Here is a 26,337-nt window from a genome sequence, read left to right on the forward strand (position 1 = left end):
AACGGAGTGCAACTTGCAACCACATCGCACGCAGTGTGGAACTTGAGTAACTAATTAGAGGGCAATACATGAATAGACGTCATCTGACTGAAGAAAGCACGGGTCGCACTAGCCGCATCTCTCCATTTCATCGACCGAATATCTTGGCACTAGCCACAATCAGCGCCCTCACTTGCCTGTCTGAGCGTGCGCACGCTCAGAACCGTCTTGAAGAAATAGTGGTGACCGCATCACGGCGAGATAGCACCATCCAAGATACTCCCTACAACATTTCCGCACTATCTGGAGATCAGATAACCCGCTCAGGGGTTAATGACTTTGGCGATCTGCTGCGCCTTGTACCCGGCGCTGCATTCTTGGACCAAGGCGCACGTGTTGGTGGCAATAATCCCAACATCATATTACGAGGGATCAACGCGAATGCCATGATCGGATCGTTCGACTTTCCCAACGTGGCCGTCGCGCCTGTTTCGGTATACCTCAACGAAACTCCGGTGTTTTTCCCGATCATGCTCAAAGACCTCGAGCGCGTAGAAGTACTCCGCGGCCCGCAAGGCACGCTTTATGGATCTGGATCGGTCGGCGGCACGCTAAAACTGCTCACCCGCCGGCCGGAGACCGATCAATTTACCGCAGAGATTCGCGGGGGGGCATACGGCACGAGTTCGTCTGACGAAGGGAGCTACGAGGCGAGCACCACGATTAACGCGCCTCTAGGCGACAATTTGGCGCTGCGTGTCAATCTTGCTACCGAAAGCGTGGGCGGCTTCATTGACGCGGCCAATCGCTATCGTCTCGACGATTCCGGAGCCGCAGTGCCTGCTGACCCCAGTGACCCGGTGAACTCGCTGCCTGTAGTGGATACGGTAGAGGATATTAGCGATACAAGCACAGACAGCGCGCGATTTGCGCTCAGATATCAACCAACCGATAAGATTGATGCAGTAATCAGCTATATCTATCAACGAGACGAATCTGACGGTCGGCAAATTCAGAACCCATTTGTTGGTAGTCGAAAAGACTATGTCGAGTATCACGCGACCCCTGAGCCCTATTCCAGAGACGTGGACCTGGTATCGCTTGAGGTTGACGTTGACTTTGGTTTTGCCACCATGACGTCTGCAACGTCGTACTATGAAAATGAGTCCGACCAAAGCGTTGATTACTCTGATTTTTGGGTCGCTACCACTGAGGCCTACTACTACTCGGCTTTCCCTAGAGTGATATCGCCGGAGCGAAGCATCACAAACGATACCGGGTTCATTCAGGAGTTAAGAATAAGGTCAAATAGTGACGGTAAGTTTGACTGGCTCATTGGTGGTTTCTATTCCGATATTGAAAGCGATGTGTTGTCCCTCTATACACTGCCAGGGGCAGCGGCATGGAATGAACTGCCAAGGGCAGCGGGAGATCCCCCACCTTATGCGTTTGCAAACAATGTGGATTTGAACACGCTGTTTGATCGATCTCTGACGATTCAGGATATCGCTATTTTCGGCGAGCTGACTTACCACATTACTGACAACTGGCAAGTCACTGTAGGTGCGAGAGCGTTCGAAACGGACTTTGAACAAGATCTCGTCGAAGCGTTGCCCCACTGTGGCTACTATTGCGCCTCGGATGGCGTAGACCCGAATGGTTCAATATTTCTCAATGTCAACGAATCAGAGAGTGACCAAGTCTTCAAGGCTAATACCTCTTATAACTTTTCCGATAACTTGATGATCTACGGCACGGTTGTAGAGGGATACCGCAGAGGAGGAGCGAATATTGCGTTGCTCAACCATCCGTTCTTTCCTGACCCACCGGAATTGCTGACCTTTAAGCCAGACCTTGCGGACAACTACGAAGTTGGGGTTAAGGGGATTGTCAACGAAGCGATTCAATACACGGTGGCAGCTTTTTATATTGACTGGCAGGACCCTCAAATTGACTCGTTTACGCCTTTTGGAAACCCCGCGGTAGTGAACGCGGAGGGTGCACGAACGCAGGGGCTCGAAGTCGAAATGTCGGGGCGCCTCTCGGACAGTCTTCGATTCAACCTGGGATACAGTTACACCAGTGCCGAACTGACCGAGGATTTCGACGCACCCGACGGGAGTCAAGGAAAGTCCGGCGACGCCTTACCCGGCGTGCCGGAGCATACGGCTAGCGTGGCGCTCGACTATGTTCATTCGCTCGCATCGGATAGCCTCTCAGACGTTTCGTTCCACTTAAATGGATATTATAGAAGCGCAACCGATTCCAGCTTTGAAGGCATTCGCTTCTTCCCCATCGACGCGTTTTCAATATGGAACGCATCGGCAACATTCAATAGTAAAGATCAACGGTGGGCGTTAACGGCGTTCGTGGACAACATATCGAATGAGCTAGGCATCACGGGAGGTATTCCTGAGACCCGAAATGGTCCGATCGGTCAGTTTTACTTCGTCACTCGGCCTCGTAGTTTTGGGCTAAGAGCCACCTATCGGTTTGAGTAGGGAATTTGGAAATAGTCCAAGCTTCAGTGTTTTGCTGGAGGAAGCTAGCCGCGATCTACAATGCGGGCACCTTTCGAAAGCAAAAGCCCTGGCTGAACGCCTAGACAACAGGTTTCCACAGCAGCTTGACGTGTTACGGCTACTAGCGGCTATCTCCTCGAGATCAGGACGATTCAAAGACGCTGTTGGCTATGTAGATCGCGCCTTGATTCTTGATCCAAACAGTGCAGGTCTCTTGGCTCACAAGGCTAGCAGCCTAGCATCGCTCAGGCTCTTTCGAGAGGCTCGAGACGCCGCCGATCACGCGCAGTATCGTGATCTTGATGACTCTCACGTTTTGTCCACACTGGGATCTGTATATACCAAGTGTAATGCGTTAGATGCTGCGCTGAACTGCTTCAGGCGAGCTGTCGCTCTAGCACCCGAAGTCGACGGACACCAGTACAACTTGGGGACAGCATTGCGTTTTTCCGGAGAATTCGCCGCGGCAGAAAAGTGTTTCGATCTCGCAATCGAACTTAATCCAAGAGACTATGAAGCGTATTACGCTCGAAGCGGTCTGCGCGTACATTCTGCTGATAGCAACCACATTCGAGAAATTGAAAATGCGCTTGCAGCATGCACACATCCCTGGAGAGGAGAGGTACTCCTCCGTTACGCGCTCGCAAAAGAGTTGGAAGACATGCGCCACTGGAAAGCATCATTCAATCAGCTAGCGCGTGGAGCACGATTGAGGGAGGTTAATACTCGTTATGACGTTGCTAATGACGTCGCAAAAATGGCAAAACTGAGGGCAGGTTTTGCGCCCGGTGTAGTCACCGGGTCTGGTGAAGGCGCGCCATCCAGGGAACCATTTTTTCTCCTAGGGCTCCCTCGATCCGGGTCGACTCTTGTAGAGCGTATCCTTGCATCTCACAGTCACGTCACCTCGGCAGGCGAATTGCAGAACTTTGCGATAGAGATGATGCGATTAGTCCATAAGCGCTTGGGCACAACAAAAGCTCCTATAGATTCGATTGTTGCGGAGTCTCTAAGAATTAATTGTGATGTGCTCGGGCAGGCATACCTAGACAGCACCCGTCATATTACCGGGGCAACGCCACATTTCATCGATAAGATGCCACAAAATTTTCTATATATTGGCCTAATTCATGCAGCGCTCCCTAACGCGAAGATCATTCATATAAAACGAAACGCAATGGATGCTTGTTATGCAATGTTTAAAACGCTTTTTAAAGGAGCCTATCCATTTTCCTACAGCCTCAACGATCTCGGCGAGTATTACGTTGCCTACTCTAAACTCATGGAACATTGGGAACGTTGCTTTCCTGGTAAAATCTATACGGTGCACTATGAAGACCTTGTCAAAGATCAGAGCAAGAGCATCCGAGGTATATTGGAGTTCTGCGAACTTCCATGGGAGGACGAATGCCTCACGTTTCACCAACTCGACAAACCTGCAACAACTGCTAGCGCTGTCGAGGTTCGAAGGCCGATTTATAAATCCTCCGTGCACAAATGGGAAAAGTTTAGAAAGCAACTCGCTCCACTGGAGAGCTATCTACGAGAGCATCGGTGTGTTCATTAGATCAACCAGAGCCCCCTCTCTTTTCGAATGTTCAAACGCTGGGTTCAGTTATCAGGCTTCCGCACATAGAGATAAAGAATAATGAAAAATATACATAACTCGCTGTTTTTTCTTTCGATACTACTGCTCTCTTTACCCATGGCAGTCCGGGCGCAGGACGACGATAGGACGCTACGAGAGGTTATTGAGGCCGTAAGAGTTGGGTGGATTGAGGCTGATGGCAGGCCCTTTCGAAAACATTTCCTGGATTTTGAAGGCGCACGGTATTTTGAAGGCGGGGGCCAGAATGCAGGCCTTACCGACCTAATTGAACATCACGTCGAGCCAGAAGCAGAGGCCTTTGAGAGCTTTAGTCTTGATTTCAGTAATATCGAAATCCATATCGAAACTGGCTTCGCCTGGGCGCTGGTGGACACAGAAATTAGGGCTAAATTGAAGAGCGACGGCAGGGAGATCCACAACAAAGGCCGGGGCACGTATCTGTTTCGCAAAATTGGGCCTGAGTGGAAAATAGTCCATACCAACAGCGCATCTCGACCGGTTAAGGCGGAGCAGCACAAACACTAGTGTCGGTGCTGACACTGGTAAGTTAAATGGCAGCAACTGATAAAATCAACTAGTAGACACGTATAAACGCCACCGACACCCGCCAGATATCATTTCCTACGGTGAATCTCCCCTGGCAGTACGGCCAATCAGTTAAGAGCCGTTTGATGGTGTTGCGCTAGGTTCACACGCTCACGCTTGAGTAGGCCAAAGGGGCTCTCGGCCGCAGCATTGTAAAGACGGCCAGCCCCCGGCAGAATCATTAAGCTAACACCACCAGTGCAGGCGCAAAACGGATAAGCGCCACCAGCACTTTTACTTTATGAGGAACACCACTATGAAAATCACACACTTCACTCCGATCATTGCAATCGCAGCCCTGAACGTCGCTTTTTTTGCACAGGCACACGACCCCAAGGAGCACATGAAAGACGCGGAAAACCCGAACTGCGCCGCCATGCAGGACATGGACCACAGCAAAATGGATATGCAGGATCCTGTGATGCAGGCCATGATGAAACAGTGCGCACCAAACATGCATCACGAGGAATCAGAAAACGACGAGGCGCAGGCTGATCATAACGACGACAAGAAAAGCTCCGACGAGAAGCATTCAGAACAAAAACACTGATTCAGCGAAGGAACTGTCATGCAAACGCTCACCGCCACGATCAAGGGTCTGCTAATTACGGCTGTCATCGCGTTAGTCGGCGGCGGGCTATTTCTCTATTCGGGCACCTACCCTATGGGGGCCGATGTGCCACACAATCGGCTGACCTATTGGCTGCTGGAAACCTTGCGAGAACGTTCCGTCGCTCGTGCCGCCAGTGACATTGATGTTCCTCATGACCTAAACGCGTCGGAGCGATTATTGGCAGGTGGCGCCGACTACAACGATATGTGTGCGGGGTGTCATTTGAAACCGGGGAAAACCGAGAGTGATTTCACGCTGGGGCTGTACCCTGCACCACCTAACCTAAGCGAAGCCATCGGTAACGTCGCCATCGGACCGCAAGACAGTGAGTCTGCAGATGAAGAAGAGCTGAAACGCGACTTCTGGATAATCAAGCACGGTATAAAGGCGTCTGGCATGCCAGCCTGGGGACCGACCCACGACGACCAGCGCATCTGGAATATGGTAGCTTTTATCCAGAAGCTGCCCGAGCTGACGCCAGCACAGTACCAGATACTCACTGCGCGGGGCGGCGGTCCTGGCTCCCCAAAACATTGAGTTCCCAAATACCGACACCGTCTGGAACCCGCTGAGGAGCTGGGCCCCTGCCCCCCTCAGGAGTGGCTGGAAAACGATCGCGTCAGCGCGTTCCTCAGCGCGCGAGCCGCGTCTCGTAAAATGTATAGCACACCAACTCCTGCTGTTTTTGAACTTTCGGTAGGCGCGATTATCCAATCCCTTAGTCCCGAAACCGGAGGGCCATATCCATGAGCGAAGAGGAACAAAGCTCAAAGTGCTAAACATCGAGATGAAACGTAGGCGACTGTTGCGCTCAGTGGCAAGTGCGGGCGGCGTCGCCCTGCTCAATGCCTTTGTCCCCGCCTGGGCTCGCGACATGCAGGTGCTGCGTGAGACACCTGGGCCAGCGATCGGACCAATGACCTTTGATCTTGTGATTCGCGCACATCGCCTGGAGATCGCTGGCAGCACCGGCAACGTCACCAGCATCAACAACACGGTGCCGGGCCCCCTGCTCGAATGGGTCGAGGGGCGCGATGTCGTCCTCAATGTGACCAACGAAATGAATGAGGATACGTCGCTTCACTGGCACGGCATCTTACTGCCCTTCGAGATGGACGGCGTGCCCGGCGTCACTTTCCGCGGCATCAAGCCCGGCACGACGTTTCAGTACCGATTTCCGGTCAAGCAAAGCGGCACCTACTGGTATCACAGCCACTCGGGGCTCCAGGAACAAACGGGTGTTTATGGCCCGCTGGTTGTGCATCCCCGTGAGCCTGATCCGGTCACCTACGACCGTGACTACGTCGTGATGCTCTCTGACTGGTCCTTTGAGGACCCGCATCAGGTCATGAAGAACCTGAAGAAAATGAGCGATTACTACAATTTCCAGCAATTCTCCCTGACAGAGCTATATGGCAATGACGAGATGTCGGCGGCGGAGGCCCTGAAGACAAAATTAGCCTGGGACCGCATGCGCATGATGGCTACCGATATCCTGGACGTTACGGGAGCTACCTACACCTACCTCATGAACGGTCTACATCCGGCAGGCAACTGGACGGGTATCTTTTCACCCGGCGAGCGGATCCGATTGCGATTTATCAATGGATCAGCGATGTCGTACTTCAACGTACGAATTCCCGGGCTGCGAATGACGGTCATCGCGGCAGACGGCCAGAACGTGCACCCCGTCGAGACAGATGAATTTCAGTTCGGTGTTGCTGAAACCTATGATGTGATCGTGGAACCCGAGGGGAACTCCACCTACACGATCATGGCCGAGGCGATGGACCGCAGCGGCTATGCTGCCGGCACCCTCGGCACTCAGCGCGGCCTGGAAGCCGCTATCCCAGCGCTGCGGCCACGTCCAATCCTGACCATGGTCGACATGGGCATGGATATGCAGCACATGGACATGGGCGAGCCGACTACACCTAAAGACGCTATGGCCACTATGGATCATGCCGCCATGGGCCACGCCAGCAAAACCGACGGCATGGCCGGCAGGGATCATTCGGCCATGGGCCACGCTGCGAAGCCCGACGTTATGCAGGAGATGGACCACCAGGCCATGGGCCATGGTACGGCTCCCGACGCTCACTCAGGGCATGCTATGCAAATGCCGGGCAATGTCGGGCCGGTGGTCGCCCGCCACGGCCCTGACCATCACGGCGCAGGCAATGTCAGCGTGGCGCAATTGCAGCGTGATCGCCTTGGAGAGCGAGGCATTGGCCTTGCCGACGTGCCGCACCGCGTTTTGGTGTATACCGATCTAAAACGCCTGGACAAGGATTTTGACCGCCGTCCGCCAACCCGAGAGATCGAACTGCATCTAACCGGCCATATGGAACGCTACATGTGGTCGTTTGATGGCAAGCAATTTCATGAGGTAGATGGCCCCATTGAATTTGCTTACGGCGAGCGCCTCCGATTGACCCTGGTCAACGACACGATGATGAATCATCCGATCCACCTGCACGGCATGTGGATGGAGCTTGAAAACGGCCAGGGCGAGTCGATACCGCGCAAGCACACAATCAACATCATGCCTGCGTCCCGGGTATCGGCGCTCATCAATGCGGATGCGCCGGGTCGCTGGGCTTTTCATTGCCACCTGCTTTACCACATGGATATGGGCATGTTCCGCGTCGTGCGCGTCAGCTAGGAGAGGACAATGAAACACTTTCACCACATTGCCCCGCTAGTTTCAGTGCTTGCGGTAGCGGCAACAACAGCGCACGCCTACGAACCCGCGGGCACACCACCGGATTGGGACTCCCCCATGGGGAAACCCATGCTCAATGCGCGGCTTCTGACCGACCGCATGGAGGCGGGCTTCGACGATGAAATCGATACCTACGTCTGGGATGTGCAAGGCTGGTACGGGGGAGATCGTGATCGACTGTGGCTGAAATCCGAGGGTGAAGGTGAGCAAGGCAAGTCACCGGAGTCGGCGGAGCTCCAGGTTCTTTACAGCCATCTGTTCTCACCCTTCTGGGATTGGCAGGTGGGCGTACGGCAGGATTTCAAACCCACGCCAAACCGCACCAGCTTTGTACTGGGCCTACAGGGCGTCGTGCCTTACGAGTTTGAATGGGACAGCGCACTCTTCGTCAGCGACGAGGGCAATCTAAGCGCACGTGTCGAAGCGGAGTACGACCTGAACATCACTCAGCGCTGGGTACTGCAGCCGCGAATGGAAGTGAACGCCGCGTTTTCAGAAGACCGTGCAATCGGGGTCGGTACTGGCGTCAATAGCTCAGAGTTGGGACTTAGACTCCGCTATCACTTCCGACGTGAATTCGCACCGTACGTGGGTATCTCATGGGAGAACCTGTATGGCGACACGAAAGATTTCGCCCGGGACGAGGGCGAGCCGACGACCATAACCTCCGTCGTCGTGGGGCTGCGTTTATGGTTTTAACGACCGCATCACCGCCGGCGTCATTAGCGCATTTTCGTTGCGCTCGAGGATTGAAGGTAGAAAACTCGCTGGAGGGTACAGGATGACAACGATTTGTATGCGGCACCGGTTTCACAGACTTTGGAACTCGACCGTTGCGTGTCAAAGCCCGTAGCAAGCTTCGATGCACGCGTAGCACTCGACTGAGTTCGAGGTCCATAGTCCGTGTCTCCCGAGGGGGGCAATTTTTGTGCTATCACGCTTCGTTGTGGGCCCTGAGTTAAGCGTCCGAACACCATGCCTTGCTGGCACCGCTGCTACGTTAGCCATCTGACACGAGAACATCGCGACGGCAGGCAATGCATAAACAAGAACGGCCGGAAGACATCCTCGAGCGTTGGCTATGGTTTTTTCAACGTACCTTCGCTCCTGCCTAGAACGGCAAGACACGGGCATGTTCACCGGTTACGCATTTTCCATGGTTATTTAGCGCAGCGATCACTCCACAAGTCCCGACCCGGCCCCCTTCACACTCGCGAATCATTCTCTTTAATTCGGTCTCTAACGCGTTGAGCTGCGCAATTCGCTGTTGAATCTGCATCAGCTGCTCCGTGGCGATAGCATTTACCTCGGAGCAGTCGCGATCCGGACTTGTTTGCAGTCCCAGCAGGTTTTGAATGGCGTTTATCGAAAAGCCCAGCTCTCGACCGTGCCTGATGAATAAAAGAGTTTGCACGGCATCTTCATCATACAACCGTCGCTTACTCGGAGAGCGATGAGGCTCATCGACCAGGCCGATAGACTCGTAGTACCGAATCGTTGTCACTTTTACGCCCGTTTGCTCTGACAGTTTCCCGATTGATAGTGGCTTCATAACAGTGCTCCCATTTAGGGGTTGATTCTACAGTCGCTGTAGGAATTATGATCTGTCGCATGGTTACTTTTTGCAAGGAGAACACCTATGTCGGGCTGCTGTGAGCCTCCATCCTTTGATGGCCAAGCTGTTGGTTATAAACGCGCTCTGTGGGCGGTCATTTTTATCAACGCTGTAATGTTCTTTGTTGAGATAACGGCAGGGCTAGCGTCTGAATCGCAAGCATTGAAGGCGGATGCTCTTGACTTTGCAGGCGACTCAGTCACCTACGCGCTCAGCCTATTTGTGATTGGCGCGTCCCTGCAAACACGCGCCCTGGCATCTTTGTTTAAGGCGGCATCCCTCGGAGCGATTGCGCTCTTCGTACTGATCACTACGGCGCTTCGCTTCTTTAGCGACGCAGCGCCTGATGCAAGCACCATGAGTTTAATAGGTTGCATTGCACTTCTAGCGAACGTCGCAAGCGTATTCATTCTGCTACGGTGGAGGGACGGCGATAGCAACGTTCGCTCTGTCTGGCTGTGTTCTCGAAATGATGCAATTGGGAACGTTGGGGTGATTGCGGCAGGATTTCTTGTCTCCGCCACCGGCTCCGCTTGGCCGGATCTTTTCGTCGGGGCATTATTGGCAGTGCTTTTTCTTCGATCCTCTGCCCTTATTTTTGAACAGGCACTGGCGGAACTCCGCACGAGCTCGTCATCGTGTGATACCTCGCGAGTCGATTCACAATGAGCACTAAAATTCCGCCATTAGCGCAAGTATTCCTGTGCGGAATCCTGGGCTGGACGGCTACAAAAGGGTTCCCCGAGTTCGCGTTCGTATCCACGGCTAGTCGACTGCTTGGTTGGTCGTTTGTATCGATAGGCAGCGTTGTACTCTTGCTATCGGTACGTTCCTTCATAACCGCAAAAACAACGGTAAACCCAATATCGCCAGATCAGGTGAGCGAACTGGTTACAACAGGCCTGTACCGGTATTCACGAAATCCGATGTATGCAGGAATGGCTTCTCTATTGACTGGCCATGCTCTGGCTTTACAAAATCCAGCAGCACTTATCTCGCCCGCATTGTTTGTGCTTAGCGTCACCTATCTCCAGATTCTTCCAGAGGAGCGAACGCTCGAAGAAAAGTTTGGGCACTCGTTTAAAGCTTACTGCAAGGGCACAAGGCGTTGGTTTTAAAATGCGAATGAGGGAAAGCCCAAACTAACAAATATGAGCGCTTGTCAGTCGCGTCCAATATTCGGTCGCACGCACATTTTGAAAAATGCGTGGTTCCGACATAACCTGGCCGAAAGGGTTGCCCCTCCACCTCACTTTTGATTAGCCGTGACCGAAGATGTCCGCATCCTCGTGGGCGCGACCAATATGCTCAAACTCAAGGCTTGAATGAGAAATACCGAACTGATCTTTCAAGTTCGCCTTGATTTCAATTTTTCTTGCTTCCTGATGCTCCCAATTTTTGTCATCAAGTACCACATGGCAGTCGAGCGCGACCTCGTGCTCATGCATCTGCCAAAGATGCACGTGATGTACGTCATGAACGCCCACGCTACTGCGTAGTGCATCGACGACCTCACTGCAGTCGATATCGGGTGGACTACCCAACATCAGGATTCTGATCGGGCCGCCAATTTCTGTCACTGCGAGAAAGAGAATGTAAATGGCGATACCGATAGTTATTGCCGGATCCGCCCACGACGCTTCGTACAAAAGGATCAGCGTTCCCCCCACGATAACCGCGACGGAAGCCAGCGCGTCAGAGAGGTTGTGTAGAAAAAGCGCGCGAATGTTGACGCTACCTTTTTGCATGGAGTACGTCAGCCACGCCGTGAGCGTGTCCACGACCAGCGCCACGGAGCCGAGTACAACCACGGCCCAGCCTTGAACAGCCGGTGGATCGAACATCCGCATGACGCCTTCGTAGATCAGGTATACACCCACCAGAATCAGGGTCGTGTAGTTGATTAGAGCAGCCACGATTTCAATCCGGCCATAGCCAAAGGTCATTCGCGCATCGGCCGGGCGCCGCGCAACTTTCCGCGCCGCAAAGGCAATGACGAGCGACGCCATATCGGAAAAGTTGTGCAGGGCATCAGCGATCAAAGCCAGGCTGCCGGCAAAAATGCCGCCCGCAATCTGAACGAGGGTCAGGATCCCGTTCGCCCAGATGGCGACAGCAACTCGCTTATCATTGGATTCATCTGAGATATTAACGTGGTCGTGGCTCACTGGATTTACCTCGTTTCGTGTTCAATCCAAAACCCCGGCCACCCCGGCCAGGCGTTTTTTTGGTTCAATACTGCCATCCTTTTTGTACCGACTTAATCCGCGCTTGCGCCGTCGAAAATCGTCACCGCTCGCTTGAGCTGCGTGACAAACACCCGACCGTCTCCCGGCTTTCCCTCCCCGGTCGTGGCATTCGGGACAACACAGTCGACGACCTGCTACTCGGCGTTGTCGGCCTCCAGCTCGGTCTTCTCAATCTGCTTGAAACCAACGTTCCTCACGGCGTGGTCATAGGTCCTGCGAGTGACCACAGCGATGTCCGTGACAACCTCCAATTCGTTTGGTGCGTCGCGGACATCGTCCCGCAAGGTTTCGCGGATGCTGGCTTTGATTTCAATCACCATCTCTCGTCTTTCACATGGCCATTTTTTTTCGCAATACTGCGAACCTGCGATAAACGCTCGGGCGCACCAGCCGAGTCAGCCGTCGGTAGCCATAGGTGAATTCGCTGTCAGAGGACTTACGGCCCCTGCCTGTTAGTCCCCGCCCCCGATACAGCCAGTGGAGGCGGGATCTAACCGGTTCGCTACACGCTCGAGTCTTTCCTGTGCAGCAGGATATAAAGAATCGGCAGCACGAACAGCGTCAGCAGCGTTGACGAGATGATACCGCCAATGACGACCGTGGCCAGCGGCCTCTGCACCTCTGCGCCGGTACCTGTGTTCAGCGCCATCGGCACAAAGCCAAGGCTTGCCACAAGCGCGGTCATCAGTACCGGTCGCAGGCGGATCAGAGCGCCTTCCACCACCGCGACCGCAAGATCGCCGTTCTGGCGCCACAGGTCGCGAATGAACGCCACCATCACCAGACCATTGAGTACAGCCACGCCCGACAAGGCGATAAAGCCTACCCCGGCTGAAATCGACAACGGCATGCCCCGCAACCACAGCGCGAGGACACCACCCGTGAGTGCCAGGGGGACACCACTGAAGATGATCAACGCGTCTTTGAAAGACCCGAAGGCCATGACCAGCAGGGCTACAATAATAACCAGGGTTATGGGCACAACAATAGCCAGCCGCTGGCTAGCAGATTCCAGCTGCTCGAAGGTACCGCCATATTCCAGCCAGTATCCGGCGGGCAGGTCGACTTCCAGCTGAATCTTTTCCCTGGCTTCCTCAACGAAGCCACCCAGGTCCCGGCCCCGGACGTTGGCTGTGACCACCACACGTCGTTTGCCGTTTTCCCGACTGATCTGATTAGGGCCGGGGGCCAGTTCCAGCTCGGCGACTTCAAACAGCGGTATATAGCCACCTCCCGGCAGGGGAACCGGCAGGTCTCCCAGGCTGTCCACATCCCGGCGAATGCCCTCGGGCAGGCGAACCACAAGCTGGAAGCGACGGTCGCCTTCGTAGATAAGGCCCGCATTTTCGCCACCCACGCCAGCAGCGACCAGGTCCTGTAGATCATTCACGCTCAGGCCGTAGCGAGACAGCGCCATGCGTTTGGGGTGCACCGATAACATCGGCAGGCCGGTGACCTGCTCGACCCGTGCGTCTGCAGCACCGTCGATGGATTCCGCAACAACAAGGACATCGTTGGCAGACGCCAGCAGCTGATCCAGATCGTCGCCAAATACCATGATGGCTAAATCCGCGCGCACGCCGGAGATCAGTTCGTTGAATCGCATCTCGATGGGCTGGGTGAACTCATAAGTGTTGCCTGGTAATTCCTCTATTGACGCCTTGATCTCCGCGATAAGGACATCCCTGGGCTTGTCCGGGTCGGGCCATTGCTCTCGGGGTTTGAGAATCACGAAACTGTCCGCGATGTTCGGCGGCATGGGATCTGTCGCCACCTCTGGCGTGCCGATTCGCGCGAATACCTTCGCCACCTCCGGAATTACCTTGATGCGTCCCTCAAGCTGCTGCTGCATCGCAATCGACTGCTCCAGACCGGTGCCCGGGATGCGTATGGCCTGCACCGCCATGTCACCCTCGTTGAGTTGCGGTACGAATTCCGATCCCAGGGTTGTTGCCAGCCAGAGGCAGGTTGCCAGCAAGGCGCCGGCGCCGCCCAGCACCGACCAACGGAACTTCAGAGCCACTTCAAGCGCTGGGCGATAAAACCATTTGGCACTGTGGATGACCGCGCTCTCTTTCTCGCGAATCTTGCCCGTCAAGAGTACCGCGACCGCAGCGGGGACAACGGTGAGCGACAAGACCATGGCAGACAGAAGGGCCATGATCACGGTGGCGGCCATGGGATGAAACATCTTCCCCTCCACACCGGTAAGGGAGAAGATGGGGATGTAAACCACGGTGATGATCGCCACCCCGAACAGACTCGGACGGATCACCTCGGTCGTGGCTTCATACACCAGCTGCAGGCGCTCCTTCAGCGGTAGCAGCGTGCCGTTGGCCTGCTGGGCACCGGCCAATCGCCGGATACAGTTCTCCACAATGATCACGGCACCATCGACAATCAGTCCGAAATCCAGCGCACCCAGGCTCATCAAGTTGGCAGAAACACCGGTCCTGACCATGCCGGTGATGGTGGCAAGCATCGACAGGGGAATCACCGCTGCGGTGATCAGGGCGGCCCGCAGATTGCCCAGCAGCAGGAACAGCACGACGATGACGAGCAGCGCGCCCTCGAGGAGGTTCTTCTCCACCGTCGCGATGGCTTTGTCCACCAGCGTGGTGCGGTCATACACGGTTTCCAGGCGCACGCCCTCGGGCAGCGAAGGACGGATTTTTTCCAGCCGCTCAGCGATAGCCCGGGCCACGCTGCGGGAATTCTCCCCCATCAACATCATGGCGGTACCCAGCACTGTTTCCACGCCGTCACGGGTGGCAGCGCCGGTGCGCAACTCCTTGCCGATAGCGACCTCGGCGACGTCTTCTATCTTTACGGGTGCGCCGCCGCGGTTCGCGACGGCCAGCTGTTCAATATCGCTGATAGTCTTCAGCTGACCGGGCGATCGCACCAGTAATTGTTGGCCATTACGTTCGATGTACCCCGCGCCGCGATTGGCGTTATTGGCCTGTAGCGCCACCACCAAATCCTCGAGGCCGATGCCGAATTCCAGCAGTTTTCTCGGGGAGGGCGTGACGTGATACTGCTTGTCATAGCCGCCTATTGAGTTTATTTCGATCACGCCGGGCACCTGCGCCAGCTGTGGTCGGATGATCCAGTCCTGCACCTCCCTTAGGGCCGTGGCATCCCAGGGCTCGCCGTTGTCCTGGGTGGCGCCGGGCAGCGCATCCACTGTGTACATGAAAATCTCGCCCAGCCCCGTGGCAATGGGGCCCATTTCCGGCTCCAGGCCAGGTGGGAGCACGCTCTTGATCGCGCCGAGGCGCTCATTGATCAGATTACGGGCAAAATAGATATCCGTGCCTTCCTCGAACACCACGGTCACTTGGGACAAGCCATAGCGAGACAGAGAGCGGGTGTAGGACAGATTGGGCAGACCGTACAGCGCCGTTTCCACAGGGAATGTGATGCGCTGCTCGGCCTCCAAGGGGGAGTAACCCGGTGCCTGGGTGTTGATCTGTACCTGGACGTTGGTGATGTCCGGCACCGCGTCGATGGGCAGGCGCTGGAAGCTCCAGACGCCGACACCGATGAGTACCAGAATGAGTGATAACATAAAATAGCGCCTGTCCACTGAGAGGCGCACGATAGCGTCGATCATAGTGGTCTCCTCCTAGTGGACGGCTTCTGCGCCGGATTTCTCGATGTCTGCCTTGATGAGGTAGCTGTTGTCTACCACATAGCGTTCGTTAAGGATCAGGCCGGAAAGCACTTCGGTGAATCGGCCATCCGTGCGGCCCAACTCGACAGGTCGTACCTCAAAGACATCGCCTTTGCGAACGAACACGACCCGCGACTCATCGAGTGATTGCAGGGCACGGCTCTCGATCACCAGCGGCGCGTCCATGCGCTCTACCACAATACGTGCTGACACCAGTGCCCCCGGTGAAAGCAGGCCTCTGGCATTCTCAATTTCAGCCCTGGCAATGACGTAAGGGGAGTTGTCACGCGACGGCACAATATTGCGGATTCTTGCCTCGTGCTGACTATGGCCGGTGTCAATGTGTACCGTTTGCCCGATTGCGATATCGCGTCGCTGGCCCGGAAAGATTTTCAGTTCCACCCAGAGAGGGTCGAGTCTGGCAACGGTAAACAGCATTTGTGCGTCTGCAAGTTCGCCCACGTTCACGTTGCGCTGGATCACGGTGCCATCGAGGGGGGATTCCACTGTGTAGGGTTGAAGGCTGTCGCTGGACTCGATAGTGGCCAGTACGTCGCCGGCTTTGACGTCATCACCGAGCCTGGCACGAACGTTCGTGACCTGACCGGGGAACCGTGCGCGTATTTGAGTGATCCCGTCGGGATCCGGAACCAGTCGGCCATAGCTGGCGACGATGCGCTCCAGGGTACCTGCGCCAGCCGTTGTGCTTTGGATACCCACTTCCTTTGCGATCTGGGGAGATATTTGTGCGGCATGTTGCCCTGTGCCCTTACTTTCAGCCGCACGGAGCGATGCTGTAGCCAGCGCACCCGAGCAGACAAGTACGAATAAAAATTGGATGGAATTCATGATAATAATCCTGTTTTTTAACGGTCAGCGAGGGGCTGTGCCGTGAGTTGTTCGATCAGCGCTTGATTGAAAAGCGCCGTGGTGGCGGCATCGACCAGGGCTAGCTGTGCGGAGAGCAGATCCTGCTGGGCGGCGGTCCATTCCACATAGCTGTAGCGCCCATTCTCGTAGGCTTCGCGGGTCTGGATGAGCGCCTGGGTCAGGTCGGGAAGCATCTGGTTGCGGATCTGCTCTACTGCTTCAATACTCTGCTGTCGCATGTGGTAGGCATCGAACAACCGCGAACGAAGCTGTAGCAGCGCATCCGCCCGGCGGTATTCAACTTCGTTCCGCTGCGCCATCGCTGCCTTCACCTCTCCGCGATTGCGCTGCTTGGCAAACAACGGGATCGAGAACCCGGCAGTCAGCGCGGTATCGCCAATGCCCTCTAGACGTCGAATTCCCACCTGCCAACGGATGTCACTCTCTGACTCACTGCGCGCCAGCTGAATCTCCGCCTCGCGCAGGCGTTCTTCGCTGGCATAGACTTCGATAGAGGGGCTCTCGCTGACGCGCTGATACAGGGCTTCAAAGCTGTCGGCAGCATCGGACCGGAACAGGTCGCCCTCAAGTTTTGCAAAGCCCGGCGCGGTATCCCCCCACAGAGATGCCAAAGCCATCTTCCGGCTCCGGTATTCCGCCTGCAGACGGGACTGTTCGATGCGACGCCTCGTCAGCGCAGCCTTGGCCCGCAACACCTCGGCCTGCGGCGTGGCCCCTTGTTTGGCGCGATGTGCGACGATGTCGTGCGTAGTCTCGGCCAGCGCGACCGCCTCTCCGGCCAGCTGGAGCTTTTCCTGCAGAGCCAGGGTCGCGACAAAGCGCTGGGTGACCTGACCCAGCACGTCGAGGGTCTCGGCCCGGCGCTCGGCCTCGACCAAGTTGAGGCGTGAATCAATGACGCTGACGCGCGACTCACGTTTGCCCCCTAGCTCGAGGACGGATGAGAGGGACAGGGTGTATTCCGCACTGTCGGCCCCCTGCAGATTGCCACTGCCGAGGAAATCTTCCACCTGCACGCCAGCGATCAGGGCAGGATTCTGATCTGCGGTGATACGGAGACCGTCGAGACCCTGAAATCGTGGATCAAATACCTTGAGGCCAGGATTCTGCGCCATGGTCTGCGATAGGGCCGCCGACAGCGAAAGACCAGACCCCTGGGCGAGGGTGACAGACGGATTGACTGCCAAGGCAAGAATAAAAAGTGACTGGATAACCAGGTGGCACGACATAGCGCGCCGTCCATCTTTCGATGGCAACTTGAAAAGCATAGAACTGCTCCTACGAGAAGCTAAACGACAGTTATTCCCCGGTCGGGGAAGGGTTTCGTAGGATCAGGAGATGGGGGGGCGGTACAGCGACGCTCGAACGCCAGTCGTAAAATTGGCTTGGAAATCTGTAGACAGCATTTCCATCGCCAATCCGGGTATATCTGTGAGATTGACCATTAATACCACGTGGAAGCAACTGTCGCCATGGTGGCAGTGTTCCGAATGCATCGGGTTTTTTGGGGAAGGTGTGTCGGCAGGATCCGGCTTTTCCAGCTCCGCCACGTCGTGAAGATACTCGTGATGTTGCGCTTCCGAGTAATGTTGCTGATCCACATCGGCAAGCGACATCACCGACTGGAAGGCGATCGCTAGGGAGATCAGAACTGTAAACAAGCGCTTGGTCATAGCCAAGTATCATAGCGCACCGCCACCAGTTCTGAAAGAGCGCCAGATGTCACCGGTTATCCAGCAAAGTTCGACGGCCGCCGGGCAGCTTGAAGGGCGAGTGTTTCATTAATAGGTTGTGATCAATTGCGGCTATAAACGAGAGAATTACCAGTGGATATTGCTTTGACGTACTTTTTGAGAGCGTGATTGTAAGGTGCAGCAACGCACTCTTTAGTCCGGTTAGGGCATGCCTAGCGCGATATGGGCAAGTCATCCGACCGTACATGGCTCAATTTATTTCAATAGCCTCCCCCTCTGACTACATCGTTCTTCGAGATGGATCATAGCCTGGCTGCTGTGGATGAGGTGCGGGTTAGAGTCGATCGCTGTTTTAGTTGCGGGATACCAATATTTAATGAAGTGTATTCCTCAATCCTATTGGTGTGGTGGCAACGCAAATCAGCAACGCCGGATACGGTAGTGTTTGCGCCTGTATCATTGTTGCCACTGAACTCCGCTACTGTGCACTCAAATCAACACTTCGTACTCACGCCGTCCGGGGGCCGCACGCTGACCGTCGGCCCAGATGCACCCGCAAATCGTTTATCATGCTGCCACTGGCGCTGTCTTCGTCACACGCCTGGGGCGCCGCTGCCGTGACCATCGTCTTCCAGTCCCTAGTGGAACTGTTTGGTCTGGTTATCTACCTCAGGGTTGTCCTGCGGTTGATCGGAAAAGACCGATCAATCCTTCGACATTACAGGCTGCCCAGTATCGATTCAACGTCCAATCGTGTCGTCCCGGCAGTGTTGACTGCTATACCGGTTATTGGAGCGGTGTGCTGCAGATCACCAAATTTTCCTGTGAGCTAAACTGCCTTCACGCGTTTCGGCTGCCTTAAAAGTCATTGGTGCCCCTCGCTTCAATGACGTTCCCCTTCATGCCTATTTTCAAATACACCATCTCCTGTGCACTTTTGTTGGTCACGCTCACCACGTAAAACCCATCTTTACTGTCCACGACGTCGATATTTTCGATCGAAACTGACTTCCAGCCCGAATCCAGCTGCCCGACCTGGAAGCCCATATCTTTGAATGTCATTTGTTTAACGGTTTTATTGGCAATCTGTACCGCTGCATCTTCACTAATGACGCCGTGGTCATCATGTGCCATCAGCACGCTGATCGGGGTAGTCAGAGTAAGTAGCAGCATCGAGCGTAAAATCAGTTTCATGATGTTCTCCTACGAGGATCCAAGGGTTTTAGTGCTATAAGCCGATGATTTGATATTGGCCATTAACGATAAGCTGGATGGCGACGGGTTTAGTGCTGGTGTTTTTCCAGTACCAGCCGTGCGAACCAGTGAAGGGTGCTGTAAAACTGCCCTCCATACTGTCAAGGGTAGCAATGGCATAGCTTTCAAAATAACCGGTGGTATCGCCCTCAGGCTCGCCGTGTAGGTCGAAGTACAGAGGCTCGCCGTCGGTGATCCATTCATAGAACAGTTTGTCATGCTGGTTCATACGAAATTTGTATTCGATGCCCTCGCCGGCAGGTACTGTGACTTCTACTACCTGTTCCGGGTCAGCGCTGACGATCTCAGGCTGGGGCGGACTGGTCGTCGTTTCCGCAGCGTCAGCTAGCAAGGTGAGTCCGAGCTTCTGACCGACACCCGTGGGATCGATATTGTATTCAGCGGGTAATATCAGGGTAACCAGTGCAATTGCCGCTATCAGCACTGCTATGAGAGTCGCCTTGATCAGCGTTGTTAAATCTATGAGGTGTTGCATGTTATCTCTCAGCATAATTACTGTAGGGTAAAACCGGTTAATTGATAGCCCATCAACATAAAGCCTGCGCTCATCAGCAGTGTATTGGCAAAGGTGGCAAAGCGTTCAAAGAACGCTGACCGCCGCCAGAAATTGATCGCAATCAGAATAAAAGCCAGCGCCGCGAACTGGCCAAGCTCGACACCAATATTGAACGCCAGCAGATTCGTGAGTAGCCCCTGCCCGGGCAATTGAAACTCCTGAAGTTTGGTGGCCAACCCAAAGCCATGAAACAGACCAAAAATTAGAACCGCCAGCCGCGTGTCCGGTTGCCGGCCGAAGACCCTCTTGAAACCGCCCAGGTTATCAAACCCCTTATAAACCACAGACAACCCAATAATGGTATCAATGAGATACGCATTAACCTGTATGTCACCGAGGACGCCCCATAGCAGTGTGATGCTGTGCCCTACGGTAAACATGGTCACGTAAAGCAATACATCCCGGCTTCTATAGAGAAAGAAAATGACACCCACGAGAAACAACAGATGATCGTAGCCGGTCAGCATATGTTTCGCGCCGATATACAGAAAAGGGCCAAACTGAACACCGGTGTTCTGCTGCAGAAAACTGCGTGTATTGTCATCTACGCCATGTGCCAGGGCGCTGCTGGATACCACGCTGAGAGCCAGCAGGAGCACTAGCCGGTAGGCGCGATTGTCGTTAATTAGCATGGGCGGTCTCTTGAGCCGGGCGTTGATCGTCGCGGTGAAGTAGCCGGTAAAGAGCTGGAATGACAAAGAGGGTCAGCAGAGTCGATGAGATGATGCCACCAATTACGACAGTTGCCAGTGGCCGCTGCACTTCAGAACCAATCCCCGTGTTCAGCGCCATCGGAATAAAACCGAGCGAGGCCACCAACGCGGTGGTAAGCACCGGACGCAGCCGGGTTAACGCGCCTTCCGAAATTGCCTGCTCCAGGGACCGCCCCTCTCTACGCAGCTCCCGTATGAACGACACCATCACCAACCCATTCAGTATGGCGATACCGGAGAGTGCGATAAAACCGACAGCGGCGGAGATCGAGAACGGAATATCTCTGAGCATTAGAGCCGCAATTCCACCGGTCAACGCCAATGGCACACCGGAGAAGATGATCATGGCATCCTTGAAAGAGCCCAGCGCCAGAATCAGCAGCCCGACAATCATCAACAGCGTAATGGGCACGACGATGGATAGTCGCTGTGACGCCGATTGCAGTTTCTGATAGGTGCCCCCGTATTCCACCCAGTAGCCCGCGGGCAGAACCACAGCGCCATTGATCGCAGTTTTAATATCCGCGACAAAACTCCCAAGATCCCGCGCCCGCACATTGGCGGTGACGACCACCCGGCGCTTGCCGTTTTCCCGGTTGACCTGATTGACCCCCTGCACACGTTGCAACTGAGCAAGTTCCTGCAGAGGCACACTCATTCCGCCGGGAAGATGGATTGGCAGGCGCGCCATAGCATCCACATCACTGCGCAGTGACTCATCAAGCCGAACAACGATATCGGCGCGACGGTCTCCCTCATAGAACTTACCGGCGATACGCCCACCAAAGGCGGTTGCCAGTTGCTCCTGTATCTGCATTTTGCTGACACCGTACTGGGCCAGTTTGTCCAACTTCGGTAGGATCGTCAGCATGGGCAGGCCGGTGGTCTGCTCTACCTGCAGATCCGCAATGCCCTCTACCGCACTGATCGCCTCTTCGATTTCATCACCGAGTGCCGCCAGCGTTTCCAGATCATCACCGAACACCTTGATGGCCAGCTCCGATCTAACACCGGACAGCAGCTCGTTAAAGCGCATCTGAATAGGCTGCAAAAACTCGTACCGGTTACCGGGAACATTGCTCACCAGCGCATCCAGTTCTTCCACGATCTGCTCTTTAGGCTTGCCGGGATCGGGCCACTGGTCCAGAGGTTTCAGAATAATGAAGTTGTCCGCAACACTGGGAGGCACTGCATCGGTTGCGACATCGGCCGTTCCGATCTTGGCGAACACACGCTCTACTTCCGGGAGCTCCTTGATACGCTCTTCCAGGATTTCCTGCAGCGCGATGGACTGACTTAACGACGTGCCCGGAATCCGCAGCGCATGCATGGCAATATCGCCCTCGTCCAGATCGGGGGCGAACTCGCTACCCAGTCGGCTGGCAGCAAAAGCACTGATGATCACCAGGAGTGTGGCCAGCGCCACCACCAGCCCCCGGTAGTGCAGTACCCACTGCAGGGCGGGCTGATACGCTGATGTGGCAGCGTGAAGAATCAGATTGCGCTTTTCCTGAACGGGCTTCCGGAACAGCAGCGCAATCGCCGCCGGGACAAAGGTAATGGAGAGCAACATGGCACTGAGCAGGGCTATCACCACGGTAATTGCCATGGGATGGAACATTTTGCCCTCAACGCCTTCCAGCGCAAAAATCGGCACGTACACCACGGTGATGATGAATACACCAAACAGAGCCGGACGAATAACCTCTCTGGTCGCTTCAAACACCACGTCGAGTCGCTCTCGTGCCGCCAATACGCCGTTGGGCGTGCTGGCCCGCGTCAATCGTCGGAGGCAGTTTTCCACAATGATGATCGCGCCATCGACGAGAAGGCCAAAATCCAGAGCACCGAGACTCATCAGGTTAGCGCTGACCCGCGTTTGAACCATCCCGGTAACTGTCATCAGCATGGCAAAAGGGATAACCAACGCGGTCAAAAAAGCCGCGCGAATATTGCCCAGCAGCAGAAAAAGAACGACGACGACCAGCAAGGCGCCCTCAACAAGATTGGTCCGCACGGTCGCCAGGGTCTTATTCACCAGCTTGGTGCGGTCATAAACGGCGGTAGCCACCACGCCTTGCGGCAGGTTCTGATTGATCGCTATCAACTTCTCAGCCACAGCACTGGCAACGGTACGGCTGTTTTCGCCGATCAGCATGAACACGGTGCTCATGACCACTTCGTGACCGTTCTGCGTCGCCGCGCCCGTGCGAAGTCCGTAACCCTCGCTGACCCGCGCGACATCCGCCACTCTCACGGTGGCGCCGTCGTGAGTCGTCAGCGGAATCTGACCGACATCGTCAATGGCTTCGGCCTGCCCGGGAATGCGGATCAGCCACTGGGCGCCATAGCGCTCGATAAACCCCGCGCCCTGGTTGACGTTGTTGGCCTTAATCGCCAGCACGACATCGGCCTGACTCAGGCTATGGGCCAGTAATCGAGCGGGGTCAAACGCCACAAGAATCTCGCGCTTATAGCCGCCGATCGGGTTGACTTCCACCACACCGGGAACGCGCATGAGTTGCGGGCGGATAATCCAGTCGTGCGCTGCCCGCAGATCCATGGGTGTAATCGGGTCGCCGTCGGCGTTGATCGCGCCCGGTTCTGCATCTACCGTAAACATGAAGATTTCGCCAAGTCCGGTAGCGATCGGGCCCATCTCCGGCTCAACCCCTGTCGGCAGCTCCGAGCGGGCAGCTGATAACCGCTCATTAACCAACTGCCGGGCAAAATAGACATCGGTGTCATCGCTGAAGATCGCTACCACCTGTGACAGGCCGTAGCGCGAAATCGAGCGTGTATGGGCCAGACCCGGCAATCCCGGCCAATGCGGTTTCCAGCGGGTAGGAAATGCGCTGCTCTACTTCCAGAGGCGTAAAGCCTGGTGCTTCGGTATTGATCATCACCTGTACATTGGTAATGTCGGGCACTGCATCAATCGGCAGTTTGGTGAAGCTCCAGCCTCCCAGGCACGCCAGCAGCAGCACCAGCAGGATCACCACGCCACTGCGGTGTATTGAGAAGTGTAAAATCCTGTCTAGCATCAGCGGGCCCCTAGTGATCGTGCGACGCGCCAGATTTTTCAATATCGGCCTTGATGACATAGCTGTTCTCAGTCACGTACCGCGCGCCGGGCTCCAGTCCACCCAGGACTTCCACCCAGGGGCCGGCTTCACGTCCCAGTTCCAGCATCCGGACTTCATAGTCCTCGCCCACCTTGACGTAGACCACGGTAAAGTCGCGAAAACCCTGCAACCCACTGCGCTTGACCGCCAATGGCACGGCAAAGCTGTCGACCTCGATATCTCCGGTGACAAACAGGCCCTCACTCAGTACACCGTCCGCATTACTAATCTCGGCCAGGAAGAGTCTTGCCTGATCGTCGCGTGCTCCAATTCTTGAGCCGCTGATCATGCTGGTCCGCGCTTGATCCAACCCGTTAAAAGTCAGAGTGACCGGCACCCCTGCTTTAACGCGGAGCCGGTCCATAGGGTAGACAGCCAGCTCGGCTACCAGGGTATCGGTACGCGTGATTTCCAGTAACGTTCGCCCTGCGCTCATCTCTCCAGGGCTGGCAAACTGTTGACTGATAACGCCATCCATCGGCGCCAGGATCTGGAAAGCTTTCAGGCTCTCGTTGCTCTCGATGGTCGCAAGTAACTGCCCTTGTTCTACCCGGCCCCCAAGGCTGACGGGCATCGTTTTGATGACACCATCAAAACGCGCCTGAATCTGCCGTGTGGCCCTAGGGGGCAGTGTCAGCTTGCCGTAGACCCGAATAGTTTGATGCAGCGTGGCGCCAGCCGCCGTTTCTGTGGCGACCCCCATGGCATCGGCAACCGAACCGCCAATGCGGGTGCGCCCCTCAAGGTTGTCATACTGCCAGCGGAAGGTCTCGCCCTCGTATTCCGCCGTGACTGTCACCACAAAAGAGTGAGGCTCATAAATAACGGTATCGCCGCGCAGGTAGTCGCCCTCGACTCGAAAGCCAATGTCGTCCACGACATCCCCCAGGCGAGTGAGTCGTACCCGAAGGTCTACCGCGGCAGGTGACACCGGTTGCCCGTTACTGGTTATCCAGACCCGAAACTCCGGCGGCACGCCAGTTTCGAAAATGGCCAGCTCAATGGCAAAGTCGCCATCACGCAACACCCGGCCGCCATGCGGTCCTTTTTCCGGCTCGGCCTTCTCATCCGACGGTCCCATGGCTGCCGTCGCAGTTAGCGGGAGTAACAAGGCCCCTATCATCAATGGATACACCAATAAATAATAAAAGGCGCGGCGAAACATGGTCAGGTTTCTCACAGTCGTGGCATCCTCAAAAATTCAGTGTCGAGCCGGTGAGGCGTTGAAGTTCGATATGCTGCAGGTGAATGGCTTCAAGGGCGCTCAACAGTTCCTGTTGTGCCACTAATCGCTTATGCAGAATGGCGGTCCACTGCTGATAGCCCAGCTTGCCGCTCTCGTAGACTCGCCCGGCGTGCGCCTCCGCCTTTTGCAGCACAGGGAGTATCTGCTCCTGCAGCGTCCGTATAACATGTTGGCCGTGGCTGATTTCCTGGAGTAGCACATATAGCTGCGTGGTCAGTTGGCGCTGAAATGCCTCAAACTCGCTCGCATACGCAGCCTGTTCGCCCTGAAGGCTTCTCACATTTCCAGCACTTTTGCGATCCCTCCCGAGGGGCACCGAAAGGCCGGCTACCAGCCCGACATCGTCGGTTGTGTCAATACGGCGGACTCCCAGTGAAAATTGCCACTGCGGCCGCGCTTCGATTCGCGCCAGTTCTATTTTCGACTCGGCGATACGCTGCTGCGTGGCCAGTAGCGCCAGCGCGGGATTTTCTTTCAGCTGATCAAATTGCTGCTCTGCACTATCAAGCTTCGGAACCTTTTCTAGTGCGCCTGCTAGCCGGAAATCACTGCCCTGCTCACCCCATTGCGCCCTCAACCGGTAACGCGTTGAGGTGAGCCTGTGTTTCAGATCTTCAGCCTCAAGTTCCCGTTGCGCCAGCTCCACCTCAGCCTGCAGATGCTCAAACTCGGGGCTCTTGCCGATGGCAACTCGCATCTTTATAGCGGCGACAGTGTCTCTGGCTTGTTGCACGGCCGTGTGTGACAGCGCCAGGCGCTGTTCTTCGACCAACGCCTGAATAAACAGCCGGGATGTCTGCGCGGTCAGATCGAGCGCTTTAATTTCTTTCTCGACCTCGACCTGACTTGCAGCAACGCGGGCAGCTTGAACGCGACTCTCGATGCGCGCACCTTGCGTTATCCAGCTGATAGACAATGTGGATTGGGTGCGGGCGACCGCGTCGTAATCGCCAGTGCCAGCGAAATCTTCAACCATGAGATCAATGTCAGGCCGCTGACCTACGCCTGCCTGATCGACCACACCACGGGATGCCTCGCGTTTACCTACAAAAACATCCAGCTCCGGATGTTGCGCGAGCGTCCGTTGAACCGCCTCATCAAGGGTTAACAATGGCCGTTGGGATACGCTTTGGGCACCAGCAGGCAGGGGCACGAGGCCTGCTCCAGAGATCAGCACTGGAATAGAAGCCCGCACCAGAAACCATCTTAAAAACCGACCAGTGATCGGCTTTTTTCCCATGCCCGTATCGTGCAACATCATCGC

The 26,337-nt window shown here is 55.4% G+C and carries 21 protein-coding genes and 1 pseudogene; 9 read left to right on the forward strand and 13 right to left on the reverse strand.

Annotation, left to right across the window (positions count from 1 at the left end):
- The first annotated feature begins 68 nt into the window (after window positions 1–68).
- The 7 genes from KT71_RS11820 (at window position 69) to KT71_RS11850 (ending at window position 8,732) form a co-directional block, all read left to right on the forward strand.
- The gene (locus tag KT71_RS11820) at window positions 69–2,480 is read left to right on the forward strand and encodes a TonB-dependent receptor (protein WP_023659687.1); all 2,412 of its coding nucleotides are present in this window, start codon (window positions 69–71) and stop codon (window positions 2,478–2,480) included.
- Window positions 2,473–4,068, forward strand: coding sequence for a tetratricopeptide repeat-containing sulfotransferase family protein (locus KT71_RS11825; protein ID WP_008295156.1), 1,596 nt, complete (start codon window positions 2,473–2,475; stop codon window positions 4,066–4,068). The genes KT71_RS11820 and KT71_RS11825 overlap by 8 nt, the downstream gene beginning before the upstream one ends.
- A gap of 81 nt (window positions 4,069–4,149) precedes the next feature.
- Entirely contained in the window at window positions 4,150–4,635 is a 486-nt protein-coding gene (locus tag KT71_RS11830; RefSeq protein ID WP_023659688.1) for a YybH family protein, read from the forward strand.
- Window positions 4,636–4,951: 316 nt separating this feature from the next.
- On the forward strand, window positions 4,952–5,245 hold the full coding sequence (locus KT71_RS11835) for a hypothetical protein (protein ID WP_008295154.1): 294 nt from the start codon (window positions 4,952–4,954) through the stop codon (window positions 5,243–5,245).
- 18 nt (window positions 5,246–5,263) lie between these two features.
- Complete coding sequence (locus KT71_RS11840; protein ID WP_008295153.1) at window positions 5,264–5,845, forward strand: c-type cytochrome; 582 nt, start codon at window positions 5,264–5,266, stop codon at window positions 5,843–5,845.
- A 250-nt stretch (window positions 5,846–6,095) separates the two neighbouring features.
- Window positions 6,096–7,973, forward strand: coding sequence for a copper resistance system multicopper oxidase (locus KT71_RS11845; protein WP_040363208.1), 1,878 nt, complete (start codon window positions 6,096–6,098; stop codon window positions 7,971–7,973).
- Window positions 7,974–7,982: 9 nt separating this feature from the next.
- A complete protein-coding gene (locus KT71_RS11850; protein ID WP_023659690.1) occupies window positions 7,983–8,732 on the forward strand; it encodes a copper resistance protein B in 750 nt (249 codons plus the stop codon).
- 412 nt (window positions 8,733–9,144) lie between these two features.
- Here the strand turns inward: KT71_RS11850 and KT71_RS11855 are convergent, their stop codons facing one another.
- Window positions 9,145–9,585 (reverse strand): MerR family transcriptional regulator, encoded by a 441-nt coding sequence (locus KT71_RS11855; protein ID WP_008295150.1) that lies wholly within the window; start codon window positions 9,583–9,585, stop codon window positions 9,145–9,147.
- Between the two features lie 87 nt (window positions 9,586–9,672).
- Here KT71_RS11855 and KT71_RS11860 point away from each other — a divergent pair, with 87 nt between their 5' ends.
- Entirely contained in the window at window positions 9,673–10,317 is a 645-nt protein-coding gene (locus tag KT71_RS11860; protein ID WP_008295149.1) for a cation efflux transmembrane domain-containing protein, read from the forward strand.
- Complete coding sequence (locus tag KT71_RS20120) at window positions 10,314–10,766, forward strand: methyltransferase family protein (protein WP_023659691.1); 453 nt, start codon at window positions 10,314–10,316, stop codon at window positions 10,764–10,766. The genes KT71_RS11860 and KT71_RS20120 overlap by 4 nt, the downstream gene beginning before the upstream one ends.
- 141 nt (window positions 10,767–10,907) lie before the next feature.
- On the opposite strand, the gene KT71_RS11865 is transcribed toward KT71_RS20120, so the two are convergent.
- From KT71_RS11865 to KT71_RS11920, 12 genes and pseudogenes are all read right to left on the reverse strand, one after another.
- Window positions 10,908–11,816 carry a cation diffusion facilitator family transporter gene (locus tag KT71_RS11865; RefSeq protein ID WP_008295148.1) on the reverse strand — a complete coding sequence of 303 codons (909 nt, stop codon included), beginning with the start codon at window positions 11,814–11,816 and terminating at the stop codon, window positions 10,908–10,910.
- Between the two features lie 215 nt (window positions 11,817–12,031).
- The gene (locus KT71_RS11870) at window positions 12,032–12,217 is read right to left on the reverse strand and encodes a hypothetical protein (RefSeq protein ID WP_008295147.1); all 186 of its coding nucleotides are present in this window, start codon (window positions 12,215–12,217) and stop codon (window positions 12,032–12,034) included.
- A gap of 182 nt (window positions 12,218–12,399) precedes the next feature.
- Entirely contained in the window at window positions 12,400–15,513 is a 3,114-nt protein-coding gene (locus KT71_RS11875) for an efflux RND transporter permease subunit (protein ID WP_008295146.1), read from the reverse strand.
- A gap of 12 nt (window positions 15,514–15,525) precedes the next feature.
- A complete protein-coding gene (locus KT71_RS11880) occupies window positions 15,526–16,422 on the reverse strand; it encodes an efflux RND transporter periplasmic adaptor subunit (protein ID WP_008295145.1) in 897 nt (298 codons plus the stop codon).
- Window positions 16,423–16,439: 17 nt separating this feature from the next.
- Window positions 16,440–17,732 (reverse strand): TolC family protein, encoded by a 1,293-nt coding sequence (locus tag KT71_RS11885; RefSeq protein WP_023659693.1) that lies wholly within the window; start codon window positions 17,730–17,732, stop codon window positions 16,440–16,442.
- 63 nt (window positions 17,733–17,795) lie between these two features.
- The gene (locus KT71_RS11890; protein ID WP_008295143.1) at window positions 17,796–18,137 is read right to left on the reverse strand and encodes a hypothetical protein; all 342 of its coding nucleotides are present in this window, start codon (window positions 18,135–18,137) and stop codon (window positions 17,796–17,798) included.
- 879 nt (window positions 18,138–19,016) lie between these two features.
- Window positions 19,017–19,352, reverse strand: coding sequence for a DUF6488 family protein (locus tag KT71_RS11895; protein ID WP_023659694.1), 336 nt, complete (start codon window positions 19,350–19,352; stop codon window positions 19,017–19,019).
- Between the two features lie 34 nt (window positions 19,353–19,386).
- Complete coding sequence (locus KT71_RS11900; RefSeq protein WP_023659695.1) at window positions 19,387–19,908, reverse strand: hypothetical protein; 522 nt, start codon at window positions 19,906–19,908, stop codon at window positions 19,387–19,389.
- 17 nt (window positions 19,909–19,925) lie between these two features.
- Window positions 19,926–20,621: a HupE/UreJ family protein gene (locus KT71_RS11905; protein WP_008295140.1), complete on the reverse strand. Its 696-nt coding sequence runs from the start codon at window positions 20,619–20,621 to the stop codon at window positions 19,926–19,928.
- A pseudogene (locus tag KT71_RS11910) lies at window positions 20,611–23,746 on the reverse strand (efflux RND transporter permease subunit). The gene KT71_RS11905 and the pseudogene KT71_RS11910 overlap by 11 nt, the downstream one beginning before the upstream one ends.
- 10 nt (window positions 23,747–23,756) lie before the next feature.
- Window positions 23,757–25,007, reverse strand: a complete 1,251-nt coding sequence (locus KT71_RS11915; RefSeq protein ID WP_023659698.1) for an efflux RND transporter periplasmic adaptor subunit — start codon at window positions 25,005–25,007, stop codon at window positions 23,757–23,759.
- Window positions 25,008–25,020: 13 nt separating this feature from the next.
- Window positions 25,021–26,334: a TolC family protein gene (locus KT71_RS11920; protein WP_008295136.1), complete on the reverse strand. Its 1,314-nt coding sequence runs from the start codon at window positions 26,332–26,334 to the stop codon at window positions 25,021–25,023.
- Window positions 26,335–26,337: the final 3 nt, after the last annotated feature.

The organism is Congregibacter litoralis KT71 (assembly GCF_000153125.2).
GTDB classification, from domain to species: Bacteria; Pseudomonadota; Gammaproteobacteria; order Pseudomonadales; family Halieaceae; genus Congregibacter; species Congregibacter litoralis.